15 protein-coding genes are annotated in these 15,145 nt (G+C 61.2%); 13 read left to right on the forward strand and 2 right to left on the reverse strand.

Going from position 1 to position 15,145, the window contains the following annotated elements:
* Positions 1-246: 246 nt before the first annotated feature.
* Entirely contained in the window at positions 247-720 is a 474-nt protein-coding gene (locus tag WI754_RS22200) for a GNAT family N-acetyltransferase (RefSeq protein ID WP_341488048.1), read from the forward strand.
* Between the two features lie 67 nt (positions 721-787).
* Here WI754_RS22200 and WI754_RS22205 read toward each other — a convergent pair whose 3' ends face one another.
* Positions 788-1,699 carry a LysR family transcriptional regulator gene (locus WI754_RS22205; protein ID WP_341487473.1) on the reverse strand — a complete coding sequence of 304 codons (912 nt, stop codon included), beginning with the start codon at positions 1,697-1,699 and terminating at the stop codon, positions 788-790.
* A gap of 109 nt (positions 1,700-1,808) precedes the next feature.
* Between WI754_RS22205 and argH the strand changes: the two genes are divergently transcribed.
* From argH to WI754_RS22235, 6 genes are all read left to right on the forward strand, one after another.
* Positions 1,809-3,275, forward strand: coding sequence for an argininosuccinate lyase (gene argH, locus WI754_RS22210; protein WP_341487474.1), 1,467 nt, complete (start codon positions 1,809-1,811; stop codon positions 3,273-3,275).
* Complete coding sequence (locus WI754_RS22215; RefSeq protein ID WP_341487475.1) at positions 3,272-4,135, forward strand: amino acid ABC transporter permease; 864 nt, start codon at positions 3,272-3,274, stop codon at positions 4,133-4,135. The genes argH and WI754_RS22215 overlap by 4 nt, the downstream gene beginning before the upstream one ends.
* Before the next feature lie 10 nt (positions 4,136-4,145).
* The gene (locus tag WI754_RS22220) at positions 4,146-4,916 is read left to right on the forward strand and encodes an amino acid ABC transporter ATP-binding protein (protein ID WP_341487476.1); all 771 of its coding nucleotides are present in this window, start codon (positions 4,146-4,148) and stop codon (positions 4,914-4,916) included.
* A 38-nt stretch (positions 4,917-4,954) separates the two neighbouring features.
* The gene (locus WI754_RS22225) at positions 4,955-5,782 is read left to right on the forward strand and encodes an ABC transporter substrate-binding protein (protein WP_341488049.1); all 828 of its coding nucleotides are present in this window, start codon (positions 4,955-4,957) and stop codon (positions 5,780-5,782) included.
* A gap of 139 nt (positions 5,783-5,921) precedes the next feature.
* Positions 5,922-7,313, forward strand: coding sequence for an MmgE/PrpD family protein (locus WI754_RS22230; RefSeq protein ID WP_341487477.1), 1,392 nt, complete (start codon positions 5,922-5,924; stop codon positions 7,311-7,313).
* Positions 7,314-7,323: 10 nt separating this feature from the next.
* A complete protein-coding gene (locus WI754_RS22235) occupies positions 7,324-8,223 on the forward strand; it encodes a polysaccharide deacetylase (protein WP_341487478.1) in 900 nt (299 codons plus the stop codon).
* 263 nt (positions 8,224-8,486) lie between these two features.
* Here WI754_RS22235 and WI754_RS22240 read toward each other — a convergent pair whose 3' ends face one another.
* Positions 8,487-9,437, reverse strand: a complete 951-nt coding sequence (locus WI754_RS22240; RefSeq protein WP_341487479.1) for a LysR family transcriptional regulator — start codon at positions 9,435-9,437, stop codon at positions 8,487-8,489.
* Positions 9,438-9,532: 95 nt separating this feature from the next.
* Here WI754_RS22240 and WI754_RS22245 point away from each other — a divergent pair, with 95 nt between their 5' ends.
* Genes WI754_RS22245 through WI754_RS22270 form a run of 6 tightly spaced genes read left to right on the forward strand, consistent with a single transcriptional unit; the run spans position 9,533 to position 15,136 of the window.
* Positions 9,533-10,405, forward strand: a complete 873-nt coding sequence (locus WI754_RS22245; protein ID WP_341488050.1) for a dioxygenase — start codon at positions 9,533-9,535, stop codon at positions 10,403-10,405.
* Positions 10,402-11,460 (forward strand): maleylacetate reductase, encoded by a 1,059-nt coding sequence (locus WI754_RS22250; protein WP_341487480.1) that lies wholly within the window; start codon positions 10,402-10,404, stop codon positions 11,458-11,460. The genes WI754_RS22245 and WI754_RS22250 overlap by 4 nt, the downstream gene beginning before the upstream one ends.
* A gap of 54 nt (positions 11,461-11,514) precedes the next feature.
* Positions 11,515-12,795 carry an ABC transporter substrate-binding protein gene (locus WI754_RS22255; protein ID WP_341487481.1) on the forward strand — a complete coding sequence of 427 codons (1,281 nt, stop codon included), beginning with the start codon at positions 11,515-11,517 and terminating at the stop codon, positions 12,793-12,795.
* A gap of 52 nt (positions 12,796-12,847) precedes the next feature.
* Positions 12,848-13,567 carry an ABC transporter ATP-binding protein gene (locus WI754_RS22260; RefSeq protein WP_341487482.1) on the forward strand — a complete coding sequence of 240 codons (720 nt, stop codon included), beginning with the start codon at positions 12,848-12,850 and terminating at the stop codon, positions 13,565-13,567.
* The gene (locus WI754_RS22265; protein ID WP_341487483.1) at positions 13,567-14,286 is read left to right on the forward strand and encodes an ABC transporter ATP-binding protein; all 720 of its coding nucleotides are present in this window, start codon (positions 13,567-13,569) and stop codon (positions 14,284-14,286) included. The genes WI754_RS22260 and WI754_RS22265 overlap by 1 nt, the downstream gene beginning before the upstream one ends.
* Positions 14,273-15,136, forward strand: coding sequence for a branched-chain amino acid ABC transporter permease (locus tag WI754_RS22270; protein ID WP_341487484.1), 864 nt, complete (start codon positions 14,273-14,275; stop codon positions 15,134-15,136). Before WI754_RS22265 ends, WI754_RS22270 begins: the two co-directional genes overlap by 14 nt.
* Positions 15,137-15,145: the final 9 nt, after the last annotated feature.

Here is a 15,145-nt window from a genome sequence, read left to right on the forward strand (position 1 = left end):
ACCAAGACCATACATAAGCGCGGGACGCCCTCCGATCGCTCCTCGAACTCGAACAATAGAGCAAACAAGATAGTGACACCTAGCAGATGCTCAAATGGCTTGAACCGCGATAGAAGCCAGAGCTAGGTTGCTCCAACTTTCCTGCTGAGATAGGGCCAGGAGCCCATACAGCAAACACGATGTCGCATGGAAAAACGTGAATCAAGACGCGGGGGGGAACACGACTTCATGGGGGCCGGCAAGCGCATGCAATTTTCGACACGCTTCCTCGATCCGGCGGATAGGGGACAGCTCAGCAGAGTATTCGTGGAAATGCAGGAATACTACGCGGTCTTCTGCCCGCCCGAGGAGGTTATCCTTCAGGATTTGGACAATCTTCCCGTCGGTGTAGAGTTCCTGGTGGCGGATGCCGACCGTCTTGCGGGTTTCGCCGCCTTTTCGACGATCTATCCGGGACCGGGACTGGCTTCCGGCCTTTTCCTCAAAGAACTGTTCGTATCGGAGGGTTTTCGCGGCGCCGGGATCGGGCGAATTCTGATGAGAAGGTTGGCGAATATCGCCATAGAACGGGGCCACAGACGCATAGACTGGACTGCAGACGTGGAAAACTCTCGGCTTCTCCAGTTCTATGACGCGCTTGGCGCCGCCCGCAAACAGGAAAAGCTCTTCTATCGCCTGGACGGCGACGCCCCGAAGGGCCTTGGCACTCCGCAGGAATAGGAACGTGGTTGCCGGCCGCTAATGGGCAATTATCGAGTTTCCGCCGGGCTGCTGCCATCCCGCGCGCTTACAAGACTTCGACAGGAGCCTCTCGTAGAGTTGCCTGTAGCCAGTCAACGAAGGTCTGCATGGCAGGGCTGACGGCTTTGCTGCGAGGGATTGTGAACCAGTAACAGAAGTTGCTTCGGTAGCCGAGAGAGGCCGGATTGACGAGGCGACCCGCCTGCAGATCGTCGGCGATCAGGCCGCGCGGAATGAGGGTCATGCCCTGTCCGGCAAGTGCGGCCCGGATGACCATTGTGTAGTAGCCGAACCGGATGGTGTGTTTCGGCCTTGCGTTTGGATGTCCAAGGGCATCGGCGAAATCCGGCCACAGCAAAGGCGTTTGGGGATGCTCGAGCATGACGCCGGCCGTCACCTCCTCTAGACACCGAGGATTGCCAAGTTTTTCCCAATAGCCCGGCGTGCCGACCAGCGCGACGTCACGGCCGAAGAGATAGGCGCCTTTTTCGCCGGCGGGCGGCGTCGCGCCGAAGGTGAAGATGCCATCCGGGCTTTCGGCCTGCGTCGCTGAAACGAAGGTTGTGAACTGCACGTCAATCTCCGGGAATTTTTCCGAGAAATCGACGAACCGCGGCAGCAACCAGCGGTCTCCGAAGATCGGCAGCACCTGCAATCGCAAGGCTTTCGGATTGGGCTTCAGCCGCGCTACCTGTAGCTCCGCATCCTCCATTGCTTTGATTGCGACCTGGGCCTGCTCGATGTAGATCTGCCCCGCTTCCGTGGGGATCATACCCTGCGTCGTTCTCGCGAAAGCCGGCCCGCCGATCAGTTCCTCCAATGCCAGAAGCTGTTTGCTGACGGCGCTTTGCGAAAGGTTCATGCTGTCCGCTGCGGCGGTCGTGTAGCCGCGTTCGGCTACGGCCAAGAGAATTTGCAGTGCGGTCATCGATGGCAGTTTCTGACGCCCAGATGCCATGCACCCCCCCTAGTCGTTTTCGTCATATCAGTAATAGATAATGTCGTTTGGCCGATAAAAGGTCAAATGGCATTCTTGCTCAAACGGTAGGCACCGATCGGAGTTGAGAATGACTGAGCCAGCAAAACTGTGGGGTGGACGCTTTAAATCGGGTCCTTCCGAAGAATTGGCCCGTTTGTCGCGGTCGGCGCCATCCTATTTCCGCCTCTACGTGGAGGATATTGCGGGCTCTCGCGCCCATGCACAGGAACTGGACCGGGCGGGCGTGCTGACGCCGACAGAAACTACCACCATCCTGGCTGCGCTCAACACAATCGAGGCCGATGTTGCAGCCGGTCGCGAACAACCGGCAGCGAGTGACGAAGATGTGCACACCTTCCTCGAACGGCTGCTGATTGCCCGTCTCGGTCCTGTTGGCGGCAAGCTGCGCGCCGGACGCTCGCGCAACGACCAGACCTCCAACAATACGCGACTTTATCTGCGGCGCACGGCCCGCGAGCTGACGGCCGCGTTGCTTGACGTTCAAGAGGCGCTGGCCGCCCAGGCATCCGCGCATGTCGAGACCGTCTTTCCGGGATTCACGCATCTTCAGCCTGCCCAGCCTGTTTCTCTCGGTCACCACCTGATGGCGCATGCCCAGTCCCTGCAGCGCGACATCGAGCGTTTCATCGACTGGGACCGACGTTTCAGTGTTTCGCCGCTTGGCGCGGCAGCGCTTGCCGGATCTGCGATTGCCCGCCGGCCGGACCTCTCGGCGATTGATCTCGGCTATTCCGGGGCGTGCGAGAACTCCATCGACGCTGTGGCAAGCCGTGACCATGTGGCGGAGTTCCTGTTCATCGGCGCGACCATCGCTGTCAATCTGTCGAGGCTTTCGGAAGAAATCTGCATCTGGAGCTCCAAGCAATTCAGTTGGGTGCGGCTACACGATTCCTATTCGACAGGCTCGTCCATCATGCCACAGAAGAAGAACCCGGATATCGCCGAACTGGCGCGCGGCATGTCGGGCACGATCATCGGCAACATCGCCGGCTTCCTCGCAACGATGAAGGCCATGCCGCTCGCCTACAACCGCGACCTGGCGGAAGACAAGCGGGCGCTGTTCGAGACGATCGATCTTCTGGACCTCATTTTGCCGGCCTTCGCGGGCATGATCAGAACGCTGGAATTTGACACGGCGCGGCTACGCGACGATGCGCCGAAGGGGTTTACACTGGCGACCGAAATTGCCGACTGGCTGGCCAGCAGCCACGTTCCATTTGCCGAAGCGCACGACATCACCGGCGCCGTAGTCCGCTATTGCGAGGAGCGTGGCATCGACCTTGCAGCTCTCGGACCGAAGGATCTCGCCGCCATCGACGCGAGGCTGGGGCCTGAAGTGCTGGACGCACTCGATCTCGATAAGGCCATCGCCAGCCGCACGGGATATTTTGCCACCGCACCGGACCGCGTGCGCGAACAAATCGAGCGTTTCACAAAAGTGCTCGCGGAAAGGCGGGACTGGGCTCTGACTCCCCTCCAGGGCAGCGCCTTCTCCAGCATCCCGGCACAAAAAAAGGGAACAGAAGCATCATGACAATCGCAGCGACATTGGAGAATTCGAACTACGAAATCGCCCATCTGAAACTTGTTCCGAAGCGCCATATCGGTCGAATGATCTCAGCAACCGTCGTCGTGGCACTGGTGGCGCTGTTGGTTCGCGCCTTCATCAACGGTCAGATCGAGTGGAACGTGGTTGGCGAATTTCTTTTTTCTCCGGCCATCATGTGGGGGTTGGTCAACACGCTTGTCATGACGATCTGCGCCATGTCGCTCGGCATTGCGCTTGGCGTGCTGATTGCAATCATGCGCATCTCGGGTAACCCGGTTCTGTCGACCATCGCAACAGTCTATGTCTGGATCTTCCGCGGCGCACCGGCGCTCCTTCAGCTCCTGCTCTGGTTCAACCTGGCGCTGATCTTTCCCACGATGGGCATTCCGGGTCTGTTTGAATTCCGAACCGTCGACATCATGACGCCGTTCGTCGCCGCCATGCTCGGCCTTGGCATCCAGCAGGGAGCATATACGTCGGAAGTCGTGCGCGGTGGTCTGCTGTCGGTCGACATTGGCCAGTACGAGGCCGCCCGTACGATCGGCATGACGCAGATGAAGATGCTGCGCCGCATTGTTTTGCCACAGGCCATGCGCGTCATGGTGCCGCCGATCGGCAACGAGGTGATCAGCATGGTCAAGCTCACCTCGCTTGCCAGCGTCATCCAGTATTCGGAAATCCTGCACAACGCCCAGATCATCTATTTCGCCAATACACGCGTGCTCGAACTGCTGCTGGTGGCAAGCTTCTGGTACCTCCTCGTCGTCTCCGTCCTGTCCGTCGGCCAATATTATATCGAGAGATACTTCGGCCGCGGCGTCCGATCCATCAAGTCGACAATGTGAGGAGACGGACATGAGCGAAGAAACTCTTGTCAAAGCGATCGACGTCACCAAGAACTTCGGAGATTTCAGGGCCCTCCATTCTGTCAGTCTCGATGTCAGGAAGGGCGAGGTTGCCTGCATCATCGGCCCGTCAGGGTCCGGAAAGAGCACGTTCCTGCGTTGCATAAACCTGCTCGAACGCATCGATGGTGGCGGCATCTGGGTCAATGGCGAGTTGATCGGCTACCGGCGTGACGGCGACAAGCTCTACGAGATCAGCGATGCGGAAATTGCCCGTCAGCGCCGCCGCATCGGCATGGTCTTCCAACGCTTCAACCTCTTCCCGCACAAGACGGCGCTGGAGAACATTATGGAAGGCCCGGTGCAGGTTCTCAATGAGCCCGTGAAAGAGGCTCGCGAACACGCCCGTGAACTGCTTGCCCGGGTCGGCCTCGCCGACAAGGCCAATCACTATCCGTCCGAGCTTTCGGGTGGCCAGCAGCAGCGCGTCGCTATTGCCCGCGCCATGGGTATGCGGCCAGACCTGATCCTATTCGATGAGCCGACCTCGGCCCTCGATCCGGAGCTCGTGTCCGAAGTGCTCGACGTCATGAAGGATCTGGCCGCGTCGGGCATGACCATGATCGTCGTCACCCACGAAATGGGCTTTGCTCGCAATGTCGCCAATCGAGTGGCCTTCATGGAGGCCGGCCGGCTGGAGGAATACGGCCCCGCCGAAAGGGTTCTGACCAATCCGGACAATGCCCGGACAGCCCAGTTCATCAAAGCAGTCCAGAAATAAGAAAACATATCAATCATCAAGCAGAGGGTAACATCATGATGAAGAAAACCGCATTTGTCGCACTGTGCTGCGCCTTCGCCGCAAACGCTCACGCCGAAGGCCTGCCGGAGAAGTACGAAACGGCCGGGAAGGTGGTCGTCGCCAACCAGCCGAACTATCCGCCGATGGAATACAAGGACCCGGCGACCAACACGCTGATGGGGGTCGACATCGACTTGGCGCTGGCACTTGCCAAGCAGCTCGGCACGACAGTCGAGTGGGCCGATATCGGCTTCGAGCAGATGGTCTCGTCGCTGACGACCGGTCGCGCCGACCTGATCCACAGCGGCATGAGCGACCTGCCGAAGCGCCGCGACAGTCTCGATTTCGTCGATTACATGAAATCCGGGGCGCAATTCTACACGTCTGCCGCCCGCAAGGACGAGTTCAAGACGATTACCGACTTCTGCGGCAAGACTGTCGGCATGAGCCGACGCACCTCCTTCCCGGATGAAGCTGCCAAGTGGAGCGCTGCCAACTGTGAAGCCGCCGGCAAGCCGGCGCTTGTCGTCGTCGGCACCGAAGGTTCCGCCGACGCACGCGCCCAACTCAAGCAGGGTCGTCTCGACGGCGCCGTCCAGGGCTCGGAAACCCTTCCTTACCTGCTGACATTGGAGCCTGACACCTACGCCATCGTCGGCGAGCCTTTTACGGCTGTCTATCAAGGTATCGGTTTCGCCAAGGGCTCGACCGAGCTACGTGACGCTTACGCCGGTGCGCTGAAGGCTCTGATGGCATCCGGTGAATACAAGGCTATCTTTGCCAAATATGGACTTGAGGCCGCGATTCTCGATGGGATCTACGTCAACGGCGAGGTCGCGAAGTAATCCGTGTCCTGCAGCCCCGCGCGGCCTGGGCCGCGCGGGATAGGCGCGCGCAACGCGTGCCCCCTCGTTGAATGTGGAGCATCTTATACGCCTCCTTTCGCAGACGTGATGCTCCGATCTCCCGCAGAAAGTCATGTGCATGTCCGGCTCCTCCAGCGAAATTCCCCTCTACCGCCTTTCCTCCTTCATCGCTTCCCTCGACTTCGACGAACTCCCCGCCACCGTCGTAGAAAAAGCGAAGATCCACATCGCCGACACGCTGGGCGCGGCACTCGCCGGCGCCCGTTCTACCGAGTTTCGGATGGTGAGCTCCTTGACGAACGGGGATGGCGTAGCTCGCATCTGGGGGACCAGGGAAACAGCCTCTGCCCGAGAGGCGGCGCTGATCAATGGTGTGGCGGCGCATGCTTTCGAACTGGACGACGCAGGCGGTTGCGACCATTCCGGCGCGGTCGTCCTGCCCGCGCTTTTTTCGGCACTTTTCCAGACCGGGCAGCCTGTGAGTGGTAGGGAACTCATCGCAGCGACTGTTGCCGGATATGAGGTGGGGCGACGTATCCTGGAAGCGGCGGGAGGCTATGATGCTCACAACGGTGTTGGCTGGCATTCGACCGGGACCTGCGGAACGCTTGCGGCCGCTGCTGCCGTAGCACGCTTGTGGCGGCTGCCTGCAGCGGGATGCCGTGATGCGATTTCATTGTCCACCAGCTTTTCCTCCGGCCTCTGGGCGTTCATCCACGACGGCTCGCAGGCGAAGAAAATACATGCGGGCCGCGCGGCCGAAGGCGGTCTGCTCGCCGCAGAGCTTGCGGCGAGAGGCTTCGCCGGCCCGTCGAAGGTTTTCGATGACGTCTGGGGCAGCTTTTTCCGCACCTTCAACCAAGCGCAAGGCGACGCCGGCAAGCTTTGCGAAGATCTGGGCGACGTTTGGAAAATCAACCGCGCTGTGCTCAAGCCCTATGCATCCTGCCGCGGCGCACACTCGGCAGTCGATGTGCTGGAGGATATTCTGGCCGAGACGAAACGCCCGGCTGAAGCGATCGCTTCCATTCACCTCGATCTTAGCCAGATGTTGATCGGCATGTGCGGCGCGAAGGAAACGCGGCGGCTCTCAGCGACGCAGATGAGCTTGCCCTACGCACTTGCCGCGCGCGCGGTCTTCGGCTCGGCTGGTCTCGAAAGCTATTCGGCCATCCATCGCGCCGATCCGCGGATCACTGACCTGTTTTCGCGGATGACACTTACAGTCGACGAAAGTATGCGTCCGCTTGACGAGCCACTCGTGACGCTGACCTTTGCCGATGGCACGGTGATTTCGCGAATGGTGCCGCGGGCAACGGGCTCGGCGGAGCGGCCGATGGCCGCTGACGCTATCATCGACAAGTTTCGGGGGCTTGCAGGCATGGCGATGCCGCAAGCCCAGTTGCTCGAGCTCGAGGAGATGCTCACGCATCTCGAAGAACTTGAGGATTGCAATTCGCTGGAACTCCTGCTGTCCGGCAATGCCGATGAGCAGCCGATCTTTGCTTGAGGGAAGACTCATGGCCTTCGACCTTTCTCCCCGTCCACTCAATGCCGCGCCTGAAGCGCCACCCATGGCATGGCCGAACGGCGCGAAGAGCGCCTTATTCATCGGTTTCGACGTCGATGCAGAAACCGCCTGGATCGGCAACAATCCGTCCAACGTCGACAGGCTGGTGACGGTGTCGCACGGCGGCTACGACGCCCGCGCTGGTATCGGCAAAATACTGGAACTGCTCGATGAACTGGCGCTGAAAGCAACCTTTTTCATTCCTGGCTGGACGGCGCTCGCCCATACGGCCGCCTGCGAACCGATCGTTGCGGCAGGGCATGAGATCGGTCACCACGGCTATCTCCACAAGATGCCGGAACGCTCCAAGCTCGATGAAGCGATCGAGGAGATCGACCTCGGTTTCGAGGCCTTGCAAAAGGCGCTTGGCGTGCGGCCGATCGGCTACCGCGCACCATCGGGCGAAAACTTTCCCGAGCTTCTCGCCTACCTGAAAGACAAGGGTATCGCCTATTCGAGTTCGTTCCGCGATGACATCCGGCCTTACCGCCATCTGCTGGCGGATGGCCGTAGCGGGCCTGTGGAAATCCCCGTCAATTTCGCTTTCGATGACTGGAATTTCGGAATGTCCAACCGCACCAGCCCGCGCCCGCTGTTCGGCAAGGAAACCGTTTTGCCGCTCTGGATCGACGAGTTCGAGGCAACGCATGACTGGGGTGGAGTGACAACCCTGGTGCTCCATCCGCAGGTCTCGGGCCGCCCGATGCGCTGGCACATTCTGCGGGATTTCCTGTGTCACGTACAGGCCAAAGACGACGTCTGGATCGCGACGGGTGAGGAGATTAGTTGCCATTTCGAGAACTCCGAGCGGGCGGATCCGGATTTACCAAACCTCCGAAAAGGGCGTTGAAGTCAGTTGGAAGAGAGGGCTCCGAGCATGTAGGGGCGTCGAAGGCTGAACATCATTCTGTTAGGCTATTGAGTCAGGCTACCCGAAAGGCAGGCGCGCGCAAGGTCTGCGGCGGCTTGATCGAGAATGGAAGGATCTCGAGGGCGGCGTCATGGGAGAAGTGCGTCTCATCAAGAGGCAGTTCGGGGTCTACGCTGTCTGAAGTAGCAACCACGTTCCCGTTCCACACCCGCTCTTTGCAACAGGGCCCTATCACGTACCAGCTAACCACCCCAGACGACCGACTGCTCGTGGCGCTTGATCAGGTGCTTCAGATTGTCGAAGCCGGTGCGGACGTGTCGGGCGAAGTGGTCGACGGCGGGGGAGCGGGGGGCGTCGGAGCGTTTCAACAGGCCGAGCGCGCGTTCGGGATGCGGGATGGAGACGGGGAGTGCCGTGATCGACTTTTCGTTGCGCAGGGCAAAGACGACGCTGTGCGGCATTATGGTCAGCGCATCGGCCGCCTTCATGTAGTTGATCACGCTCATCAGCGAGCCGCCGGAGTAGCGGATCTTGATTTCGGTGGCGCCGAAGGAAATGAGCATGCTGCGCAGGTCAGCCAGCAGCGGGCTGCCCGGCGGCGGTGCGACCCAGGGAAAATCGAGCAGATGCGCCGGCTGCGGCCGCCTTTTCAGAAGCAGCGGATGCGTGACGCGGCAGGCGACGACGTTGCGGCCGGGCAGGATCTGCTGGAATTCGAGGCCGGAGCCCTCGTCGAGAATATCGATCGGGCAGATGGCGAGATCGATCTGGTCGGCATTGAGCGCGGCGCGTAGGTCCGGGAAGTAACCATAGGTCTGGTCGATGCGCACATCGGGATGCAGGTTCTGGAACTCGGCGATCATCCCGGCGATCAATGCGTCCATGAAGAAGGGCGTGCCGCCGACGCGCACCACGCCGCTTTTGCCGACGCGAAAACTCTCGACGACATCGGACGCCTTGCGCGATGCCGACAGCATGGTCTGGCCGTGATCGGCCAGTGCCCGGCCAAGCGGCGTCGGCTGCAGCGGCCGGCGTCCCTTGATGAAGAGCGGCTCGCCGATGCGGGCTTCGAGCATGGAGAGCGTGCGCGAGACTGCCGGTTGCGACAGGCCAAGCAGCGCTGCACCCTCGGTGACGCCGCCGGTCTTCACGACCGCGGCAAGCTGGACTAGATGGCGTTCATCTATCTTCATAACGATATGATATATTAAACCGGAATAAAATCATCATCGGCGTCGTGATCCTGGGCTAATTTAGTTTCAACCAGCCAATGCCCTGGAGGAGACGCATAATGCCGGGTCCGATGACGCTGAATTTCAGCGAGGCCACCTCGTCTGACGTATTCGCGCAACGACTTCCGCAATCGAAAGACGACGCCCTGCCACACATCCTGGCGGCTGTGGTCACGCATCTCCATGCGGTCATCCGCGAGCTGCGGCCAACGCAGGCCGATTGGCGCAAGGTGATTGAATTCCTCACCGATGTCGGCCATGCCAGTGAGGAGCGGCGTCAGGAATGGGTGCTGCTCTCCGACCTGCTCGGCGCCTCGGCGCTTGTCGAGGAAATCAATTCGCGTCGCCCGAAAAAGGCGACCCCCAACACGGTGCGCGGCCCGTTCTTCCGCGCCGATGTTCCGCAACTGGCCTCGGGCAGCAACATCTCCCTCGACGGCATCGGCGAAAAGCTGGAGGTCATCGGGTGCGTGCAGGATCTGGATGGTGATCCAGTTGCGGATGCTGAGATCATCACCTGGCAGGCCAATGCTCAAGGGCTTTACGAGAACCAGCAGCCGGACCTTCAGCCCGAATTCAATCTGCGCGGTCTTTTCCGCACCGATGCGGAAGGTCGTTTCCACTATTGCACGATCAAGCCCCGCGGCTACGGCGTGCCGGATGACGGTCCGGTCGGCAAGCTGCTCCGCCAGGCGGGCAATCCGCTGCACCGACCGGCACATCTGCACTTCATGATCAAGGCACCGAGCTTTGAGACGATCACCACGCACATCTATGACGGTAGCGACCCGCATTTGGCCGAGGACGCGATCTTCGGCGTCAAGCCGGAACTGGTGCGCATCTTCGAGCGACAGGGCAAGGGCACACCGTCATGGCGGCTGGACCTGACCTTCGTCATGGTGCGGGCAAGACAGGGAGGCGAGGCATGAACCGCGATTTCATCTATAGCGGCAGCCCCGCGCATATCGTCTTCGGGCAAGGTAAGAGCGCCGCCGCCGGCGAATGGGTCGAGAAGCTCGGCTGCAGCCGTGCCCTGATGCTCGCTACCCCGCAGCAGAAGGCGGATGCCGAGGCGATGGCCGCAAGACTAGGTCCGCTCGCCGTCGGCGTGTTTGCCGGTGCCGTCATGCATACGCCTGTTGATGTTACCGAAGCGGCGATGAAGGTCGTGGCGGAGACCAAGGCCGATTGTGTCGTGTCGCTCGGCGGCGGTTCGACGACCGGGCTCGGCAAGGCGATCGCCTATCGCACCGACCTGCCGCAGATCGTCATTCCGACGACCTATGCCGGGTCTGAAGTGACGCCGATCCTCGGCCAGACGGAGGGAGGGCGCAAGACCACGCTGCGGCATGCTAGCATCCTGCCGGAAGTGGTGATCTACGATCCGGCGCTGACCACGGGCCTGCCCGTCGGCATGAGTGTCACGTCGGGGCTGAATGCCATGGCCCATGCGGTCGAGGCGCTCTATGCGCAGGACCGCAACCCGATCTCGTCGCTGATGGCGGTCGAGGGGCTCAGGGCCTTCAAGGCCAGCCTGCCGGATATCATCAAGACACCGCCGGCGCTCGACCTTCGGGCTGACGCCCTTTACGGCGCCTGGCTGTGCGGCACCGTGCTCGGCACCGTCGGCATGGCGTTGCACCACAAGATTTGCCACACGCTCGGCGGCACCTTTGATACGCCGCATGCCGATACACACGCGATCATGCTGCCGCACACGGCCGCCTATAACGCCGTCGCCGTTCCCGAATTACTGGCGCCTGTCGCCAGGGTATTCGGCGGTTCGGTCGGTGGTGGCCTTTGGGATTTTGCCAAGGAGATCGGTGCGCCGCTCGCGCTCAAGGGGCTGGGGCTCACCGAAGTCGATCTCGATCACACGGCAGAGATCGCCACCGAAAACCCCTACTGGAATCCAAGGTCGATCGACCGGAAATCCATTCGTGCCCTGCTGCAAGATGCCTGGGAGGGCAAGCGGCCAGCATAGGCGAACGACAGACAACACACTCTCTGGGAGGAGAGGAAAATGGGAGGACGAAACATGTTTACCAGACGCGAGTTTCTGAAGACGACGGCCGCTACAGGCGCGCTCGCCGCGACATCCGGCCTTGCGGCGCCGGCGATCGCTCAAGATGCGGCGATCAAGCTCGGTTATGTCAGCCCGCAGACCGGGCCACTCGCCGCGTTCGGCGAGGCGGACAAATTCGTCATCGACAGTTTCCTTTCGACGACAAAATCGATGGGTCTCAACTACGAGGTCGTCGTCAAGGACAGCCAGTCCAACCCGAACCGGGCGGCGGAGGTCGCCAAGGAACTGATCGTCGATGACGAGGTGAACCTCATTCTGGTCGCCTCGACGCCGGAGACGACCAATCCGGTGGCAACCACATGCGAGGCGGAGGAAATGCCGTGCATTTCGACGGTCGCGCCCTGGCAGCCCTGGTTCATCGGCCAGCAGGGCAATCCCGGCGATCCGACGTCATGGAAGCCGTTCAACTATGCCTACCACTTCTTCTGGGGCCTCGAAGACGTCATCGCCGTCTTTACCAATATGTGGTCCCAGATCGAGACCAACAAAAAGGTGGGCGGGCTCTTCCCGAATGATGGCGACGGCAATGCCTGGGGCGACAAGGTTGTCGGCTTCCCGCCAGTGCTCGAAAAGATGGGCTATGCGCTTACCGATCCCGGCCGCTACCAGAACATGACCGACGATTTCTCGGCGCAAATCAATGCCTTCAAGTCCGGCCAGTGCGAAATCATCACCGGCGTCGTCATCCCGCCGGATTTCACTACCTTCTGGAACCAGGCCAAACAACAGGGTTTCGCCCCGAAGATCGCCTCGATCGGCAAGGCACTGCTCTTTCCGCAGACGGTGGAAGCGCTGGGCAATGCCGGCCACAATCTCTCGTCGGAAGTCTGGTGGACGCCGAGCCATCCCTTCAAGTCGTCGCTGACCGGCGAGACGTCGTCGCAGGTAGCCGAGGCCTTCACCAAGGCGACGAGCCGGCCCTGGACGCAGCCGATCGGTTTTGCCCATACGCTGTTCGAACTGGCAGTCGATGTGATGAAACGCGCCGGCGATCCGACCGACGGCGATGTCGTCGCGCAGGCGATCGCCTCCACCAAGCTTGATACGCTGGTCGGGCCGATCGCCTGGGACGGCAAGAACCTGCCGCCCTTTGCCGCCAAGAACGTCGCCAAGACGCCGCTGGTCGGCGGCCAGTGGCGGCTGAAGGACGGCGGCGGCTACGATCTCGTCATCACCGACAACAAGACGGCGCCGAACATTCCGGTCGGCGGCAAAATGGAAGCGATCGCCTGATTTTTGGCGCGGGGGCCTCGCGGAGGCCCCACCTTTCCTGGGAGGAACGGGCTTGGCTATTCTTGAACTCGATGGGGTCTCGAAAAAGTTCGGCGCGCTGACAGTCGCCGAGCAGATTACCTTTGCCGTCGGCGAAGGCGAGGCGCTCGGCATCATCGGCCCGAACGGTGCCGGCAAGTCGACGTTGTTCAACCTCATCACCGGCAATATCGCCACCGACAGCGGTACGATCCGTTTTCTCGGCAGCGACGTGACACGCGTGCCGCCGATGGCGCGCTGTCTGTCGGGCATGGGGCGAACCTTCCAGATCCCGCAACCCTTCGAGAAGCTGACGGTGTTCGAAAACCTCTTGGTCGCCGGAGCCTTCGGTTCGCGGCGACGGGAGACGGAGGTGTCGGATCGCTGTGCCGAAATCCTCGTCGAGACCGGGCTGATCGACAAGGCCAATGCGCCGGCCGGCAGCTTGTCGTTGCTGCAGCGCAAGCGGCTGGAACTCGCCCGGGCGCTGGCGACGGAGCCGAAGCTGCTGCTGCTCGACGAGATCGCCGGCGGGTTGACGGAAGGCGAGTGTCGGTCGCTGGTCGCCACAATCCGCAACATTCATGCAAGCGGCATCGCAGTCATCTGGATCGAGCATGTGCTGCATGCGTTGAACTCAGTGGTGGAGCGGCTGCTGGTCCTGCATTTCGGCAAGGTCATCGGCATCGGCAAGCCCGACGAGATCATGGCCTCGCGTGAAGTCCGGGAAATCTATCTGGGGATCGAAGTCTGATGACGCTACTCGAAACCAGGGGCCTGACTGCCTCCTATGGCGATTTCCAGGCGCTGTTCGGTGTCGATATCACCGTCGGCGCCGGCGAAACCATCGCCATTATCGGCGCCAACGGTGCCGGCAAGACGACGCTGATGCGCTCGATCTCAGGCGTGCTGACCAATCCGGCAACATCGATCCTTTATCGGAACGAGCCGATCGGCGCACTGCCTGCGCCGGATGTTCTGGCGCGTGGGATCGCCATGGTGCCGGAAGGGCGAAAACTCTTTCCGTCGCTGACGGTCGAGGAAAACCTGCTGATCGGCAATTATGGCCGCAAGGTCCATGGCCCGTGGACACTCGAAAGCATCTTCGCACTCTTCCCGATCCTGAACGAGCGGCGCAACAATCCCGCAACCGCGCTTTCCGGCGGCCAGCAACAGATGGTGGCGATCGGCCGGGCACTGATGTCGAACCCCGAGGTGCTGCTCTGTGACGAGATCAGCCTTGGCCTGGCACCGGTCGTGGTGCGCGGCATCTACGCGGCCTTTCCGCGCATCCGCGAAACCGGCGCCTCGCTCGTCATCGTGGAACAGGACATTGCTCAGGCGCTGAAGGTCGCCGACCGCGTCTATTGCATGATGGAGGGGCGCGTGACGCTTACCGGCCGATCCTCGGATTTGAGCCGCGATGATATCCACAAGGCCTATTTCGGGACGGAACACCATGAACTGGCTTGATACCATTCTCCAGGGCGTACTGCTCGGCGGCCTCTATGCGCTGTTTGCGGCGGGCTTGAGCCTCGTCTTCGGCATCATGCGGCTGGTCAATCTCGCCCATGGCGACCTGATCGTGCTCGCGGCCTTCCTGATCCTCGTGCTGGTGACGACACTTGGTCTCAACCCGTTTGTCGCCGCCGTGCTTGCCGCGCCGCTGATGTTCGCCATCGGCTGGGCGCTGCAATTTCTCCTGCTCAATCGTACGCTCGGCAAGGATATCCTGCCGCCGCTGCTCGTCACCTTCGGCCTGTCGATCGTTATCCAGAACGGATTGCTCGAAGGTTTTTCTGCCGACAGCCGCCGCGTTTTCGCCGGTACCATCGAAAGTGCCTCGGTCAATCTAGGCCCGGTCACCGCCGGCATCATGCCACTGATGACTTTCTTCTCGGCCGTTGCCGTCATCGTCTGTCTCAACCAACTGATCTACCGCACATCCGTCGGCCGCGCCTTCCGGGCGACCTCGGATGACCCGGTGACCGCTGGCCTGATGGGCATACGGCCGCAGCGCATTTTTGCGCTGGCAACGGGTTTGGCCATGGTCGTAGTGACGATCGCCGCCGTCTATCTCGGCACACGCGCCAATTTCGATCCGACATCGGGGCCGGCGCGCCTGATCTATGCCTTCGAGGCGGTGATCATCGGTGGGCTCGGCTCGCTGTGGGGTACGCTTGCCGGCGGCATCATTCTCGGCATTGCGCAGACAGTTGGCGCTGCGATCAATCCGGAATGGCAGATCCTTGCCGGCCATCTCGCCTTCTTGGGCGTCCTCCTGTTCAAGCCGCGCGGCCTCTTCCCGCGCGCCGTCGATTGAGGTGCAGCG

This window comes from Pararhizobium sp. A13 (assembly GCF_040126305.1).
In the GTDB taxonomy this organism is placed as follows: Bacteria; Pseudomonadota; Alphaproteobacteria; order Rhizobiales; family Rhizobiaceae; genus Pararhizobium.

What these genes read in the sequence shown, in the direction of transcription:
- WI754_RS22270 (WP_341487484.1), top strand. Translation starts at nt 14,273, where the DNA reads ATGAACTGGCTTGATACCATTCTCCAGGGCGTACTGCTCGGCGGCCTC.
- WI754_RS22230 (WP_341487477.1), top strand. Translation starts at nt 5,922, where the DNA reads ATGTCCGGCTCCTCCAGCGAAATTCCCCTCTACCGCCTTTCCTCCTTC.
- WI754_RS22225 (WP_341488049.1), top strand. Translation starts at nt 4,955, where the DNA reads ATGAAGAAAACCGCATTTGTCGCACTGTGCTGCGCCTTCGCCGCAAAC.
- WI754_RS22235 (WP_341487478.1), top strand. Translation starts at nt 7,324, where the DNA reads ATGGCCTTCGACCTTTCTCCCCGTCCACTCAATGCCGCGCCTGAAGCG.
- WI754_RS22250 (WP_341487480.1), top strand. Translation starts at nt 10,402, where the DNA reads ATGAACCGCGATTTCATCTATAGCGGCAGCCCCGCGCATATCGTCTTC.
- WI754_RS22205 (WP_341487473.1), bottom strand. Translation starts at nt 1,699, where the DNA reads ATGGCATCTGGGCGTCAGAAACTGCCATCGATGACCGCACTGCAAATT.
- WI754_RS22200 (WP_341488048.1), top strand. Translation starts at nt 247, where the DNA reads ATGCAATTTTCGACACGCTTCCTCGATCCGGCGGATAGGGGACAGCTC.
- WI754_RS22220 (WP_341487476.1), top strand. Translation starts at nt 4,146, where the DNA reads ATGAGCGAAGAAACTCTTGTCAAAGCGATCGACGTCACCAAGAACTTC.
- WI754_RS22265 (WP_341487483.1), top strand. Translation starts at nt 13,567, where the DNA reads ATGACGCTACTCGAAACCAGGGGCCTGACTGCCTCCTATGGCGATTTC.
- WI754_RS22215 (WP_341487475.1), top strand. Translation starts at nt 3,272, where the DNA reads ATGACAATCGCAGCGACATTGGAGAATTCGAACTACGAAATCGCCCAT.
- WI754_RS22240 (WP_341487479.1), bottom strand. Translation starts at nt 9,437, where the DNA reads ATGAAGATAGATGAACGCCATCTAGTCCAGCTTGCCGCGGTCGTGAAG.
- WI754_RS22255 (WP_341487481.1), top strand. Translation starts at nt 11,515, where the DNA reads ATGTTTACCAGACGCGAGTTTCTGAAGACGACGGCCGCTACAGGCGCG.
- argH (WP_341487474.1), top strand. Translation starts at nt 1,809, where the DNA reads ATGACTGAGCCAGCAAAACTGTGGGGTGGACGCTTTAAATCGGGTCCT.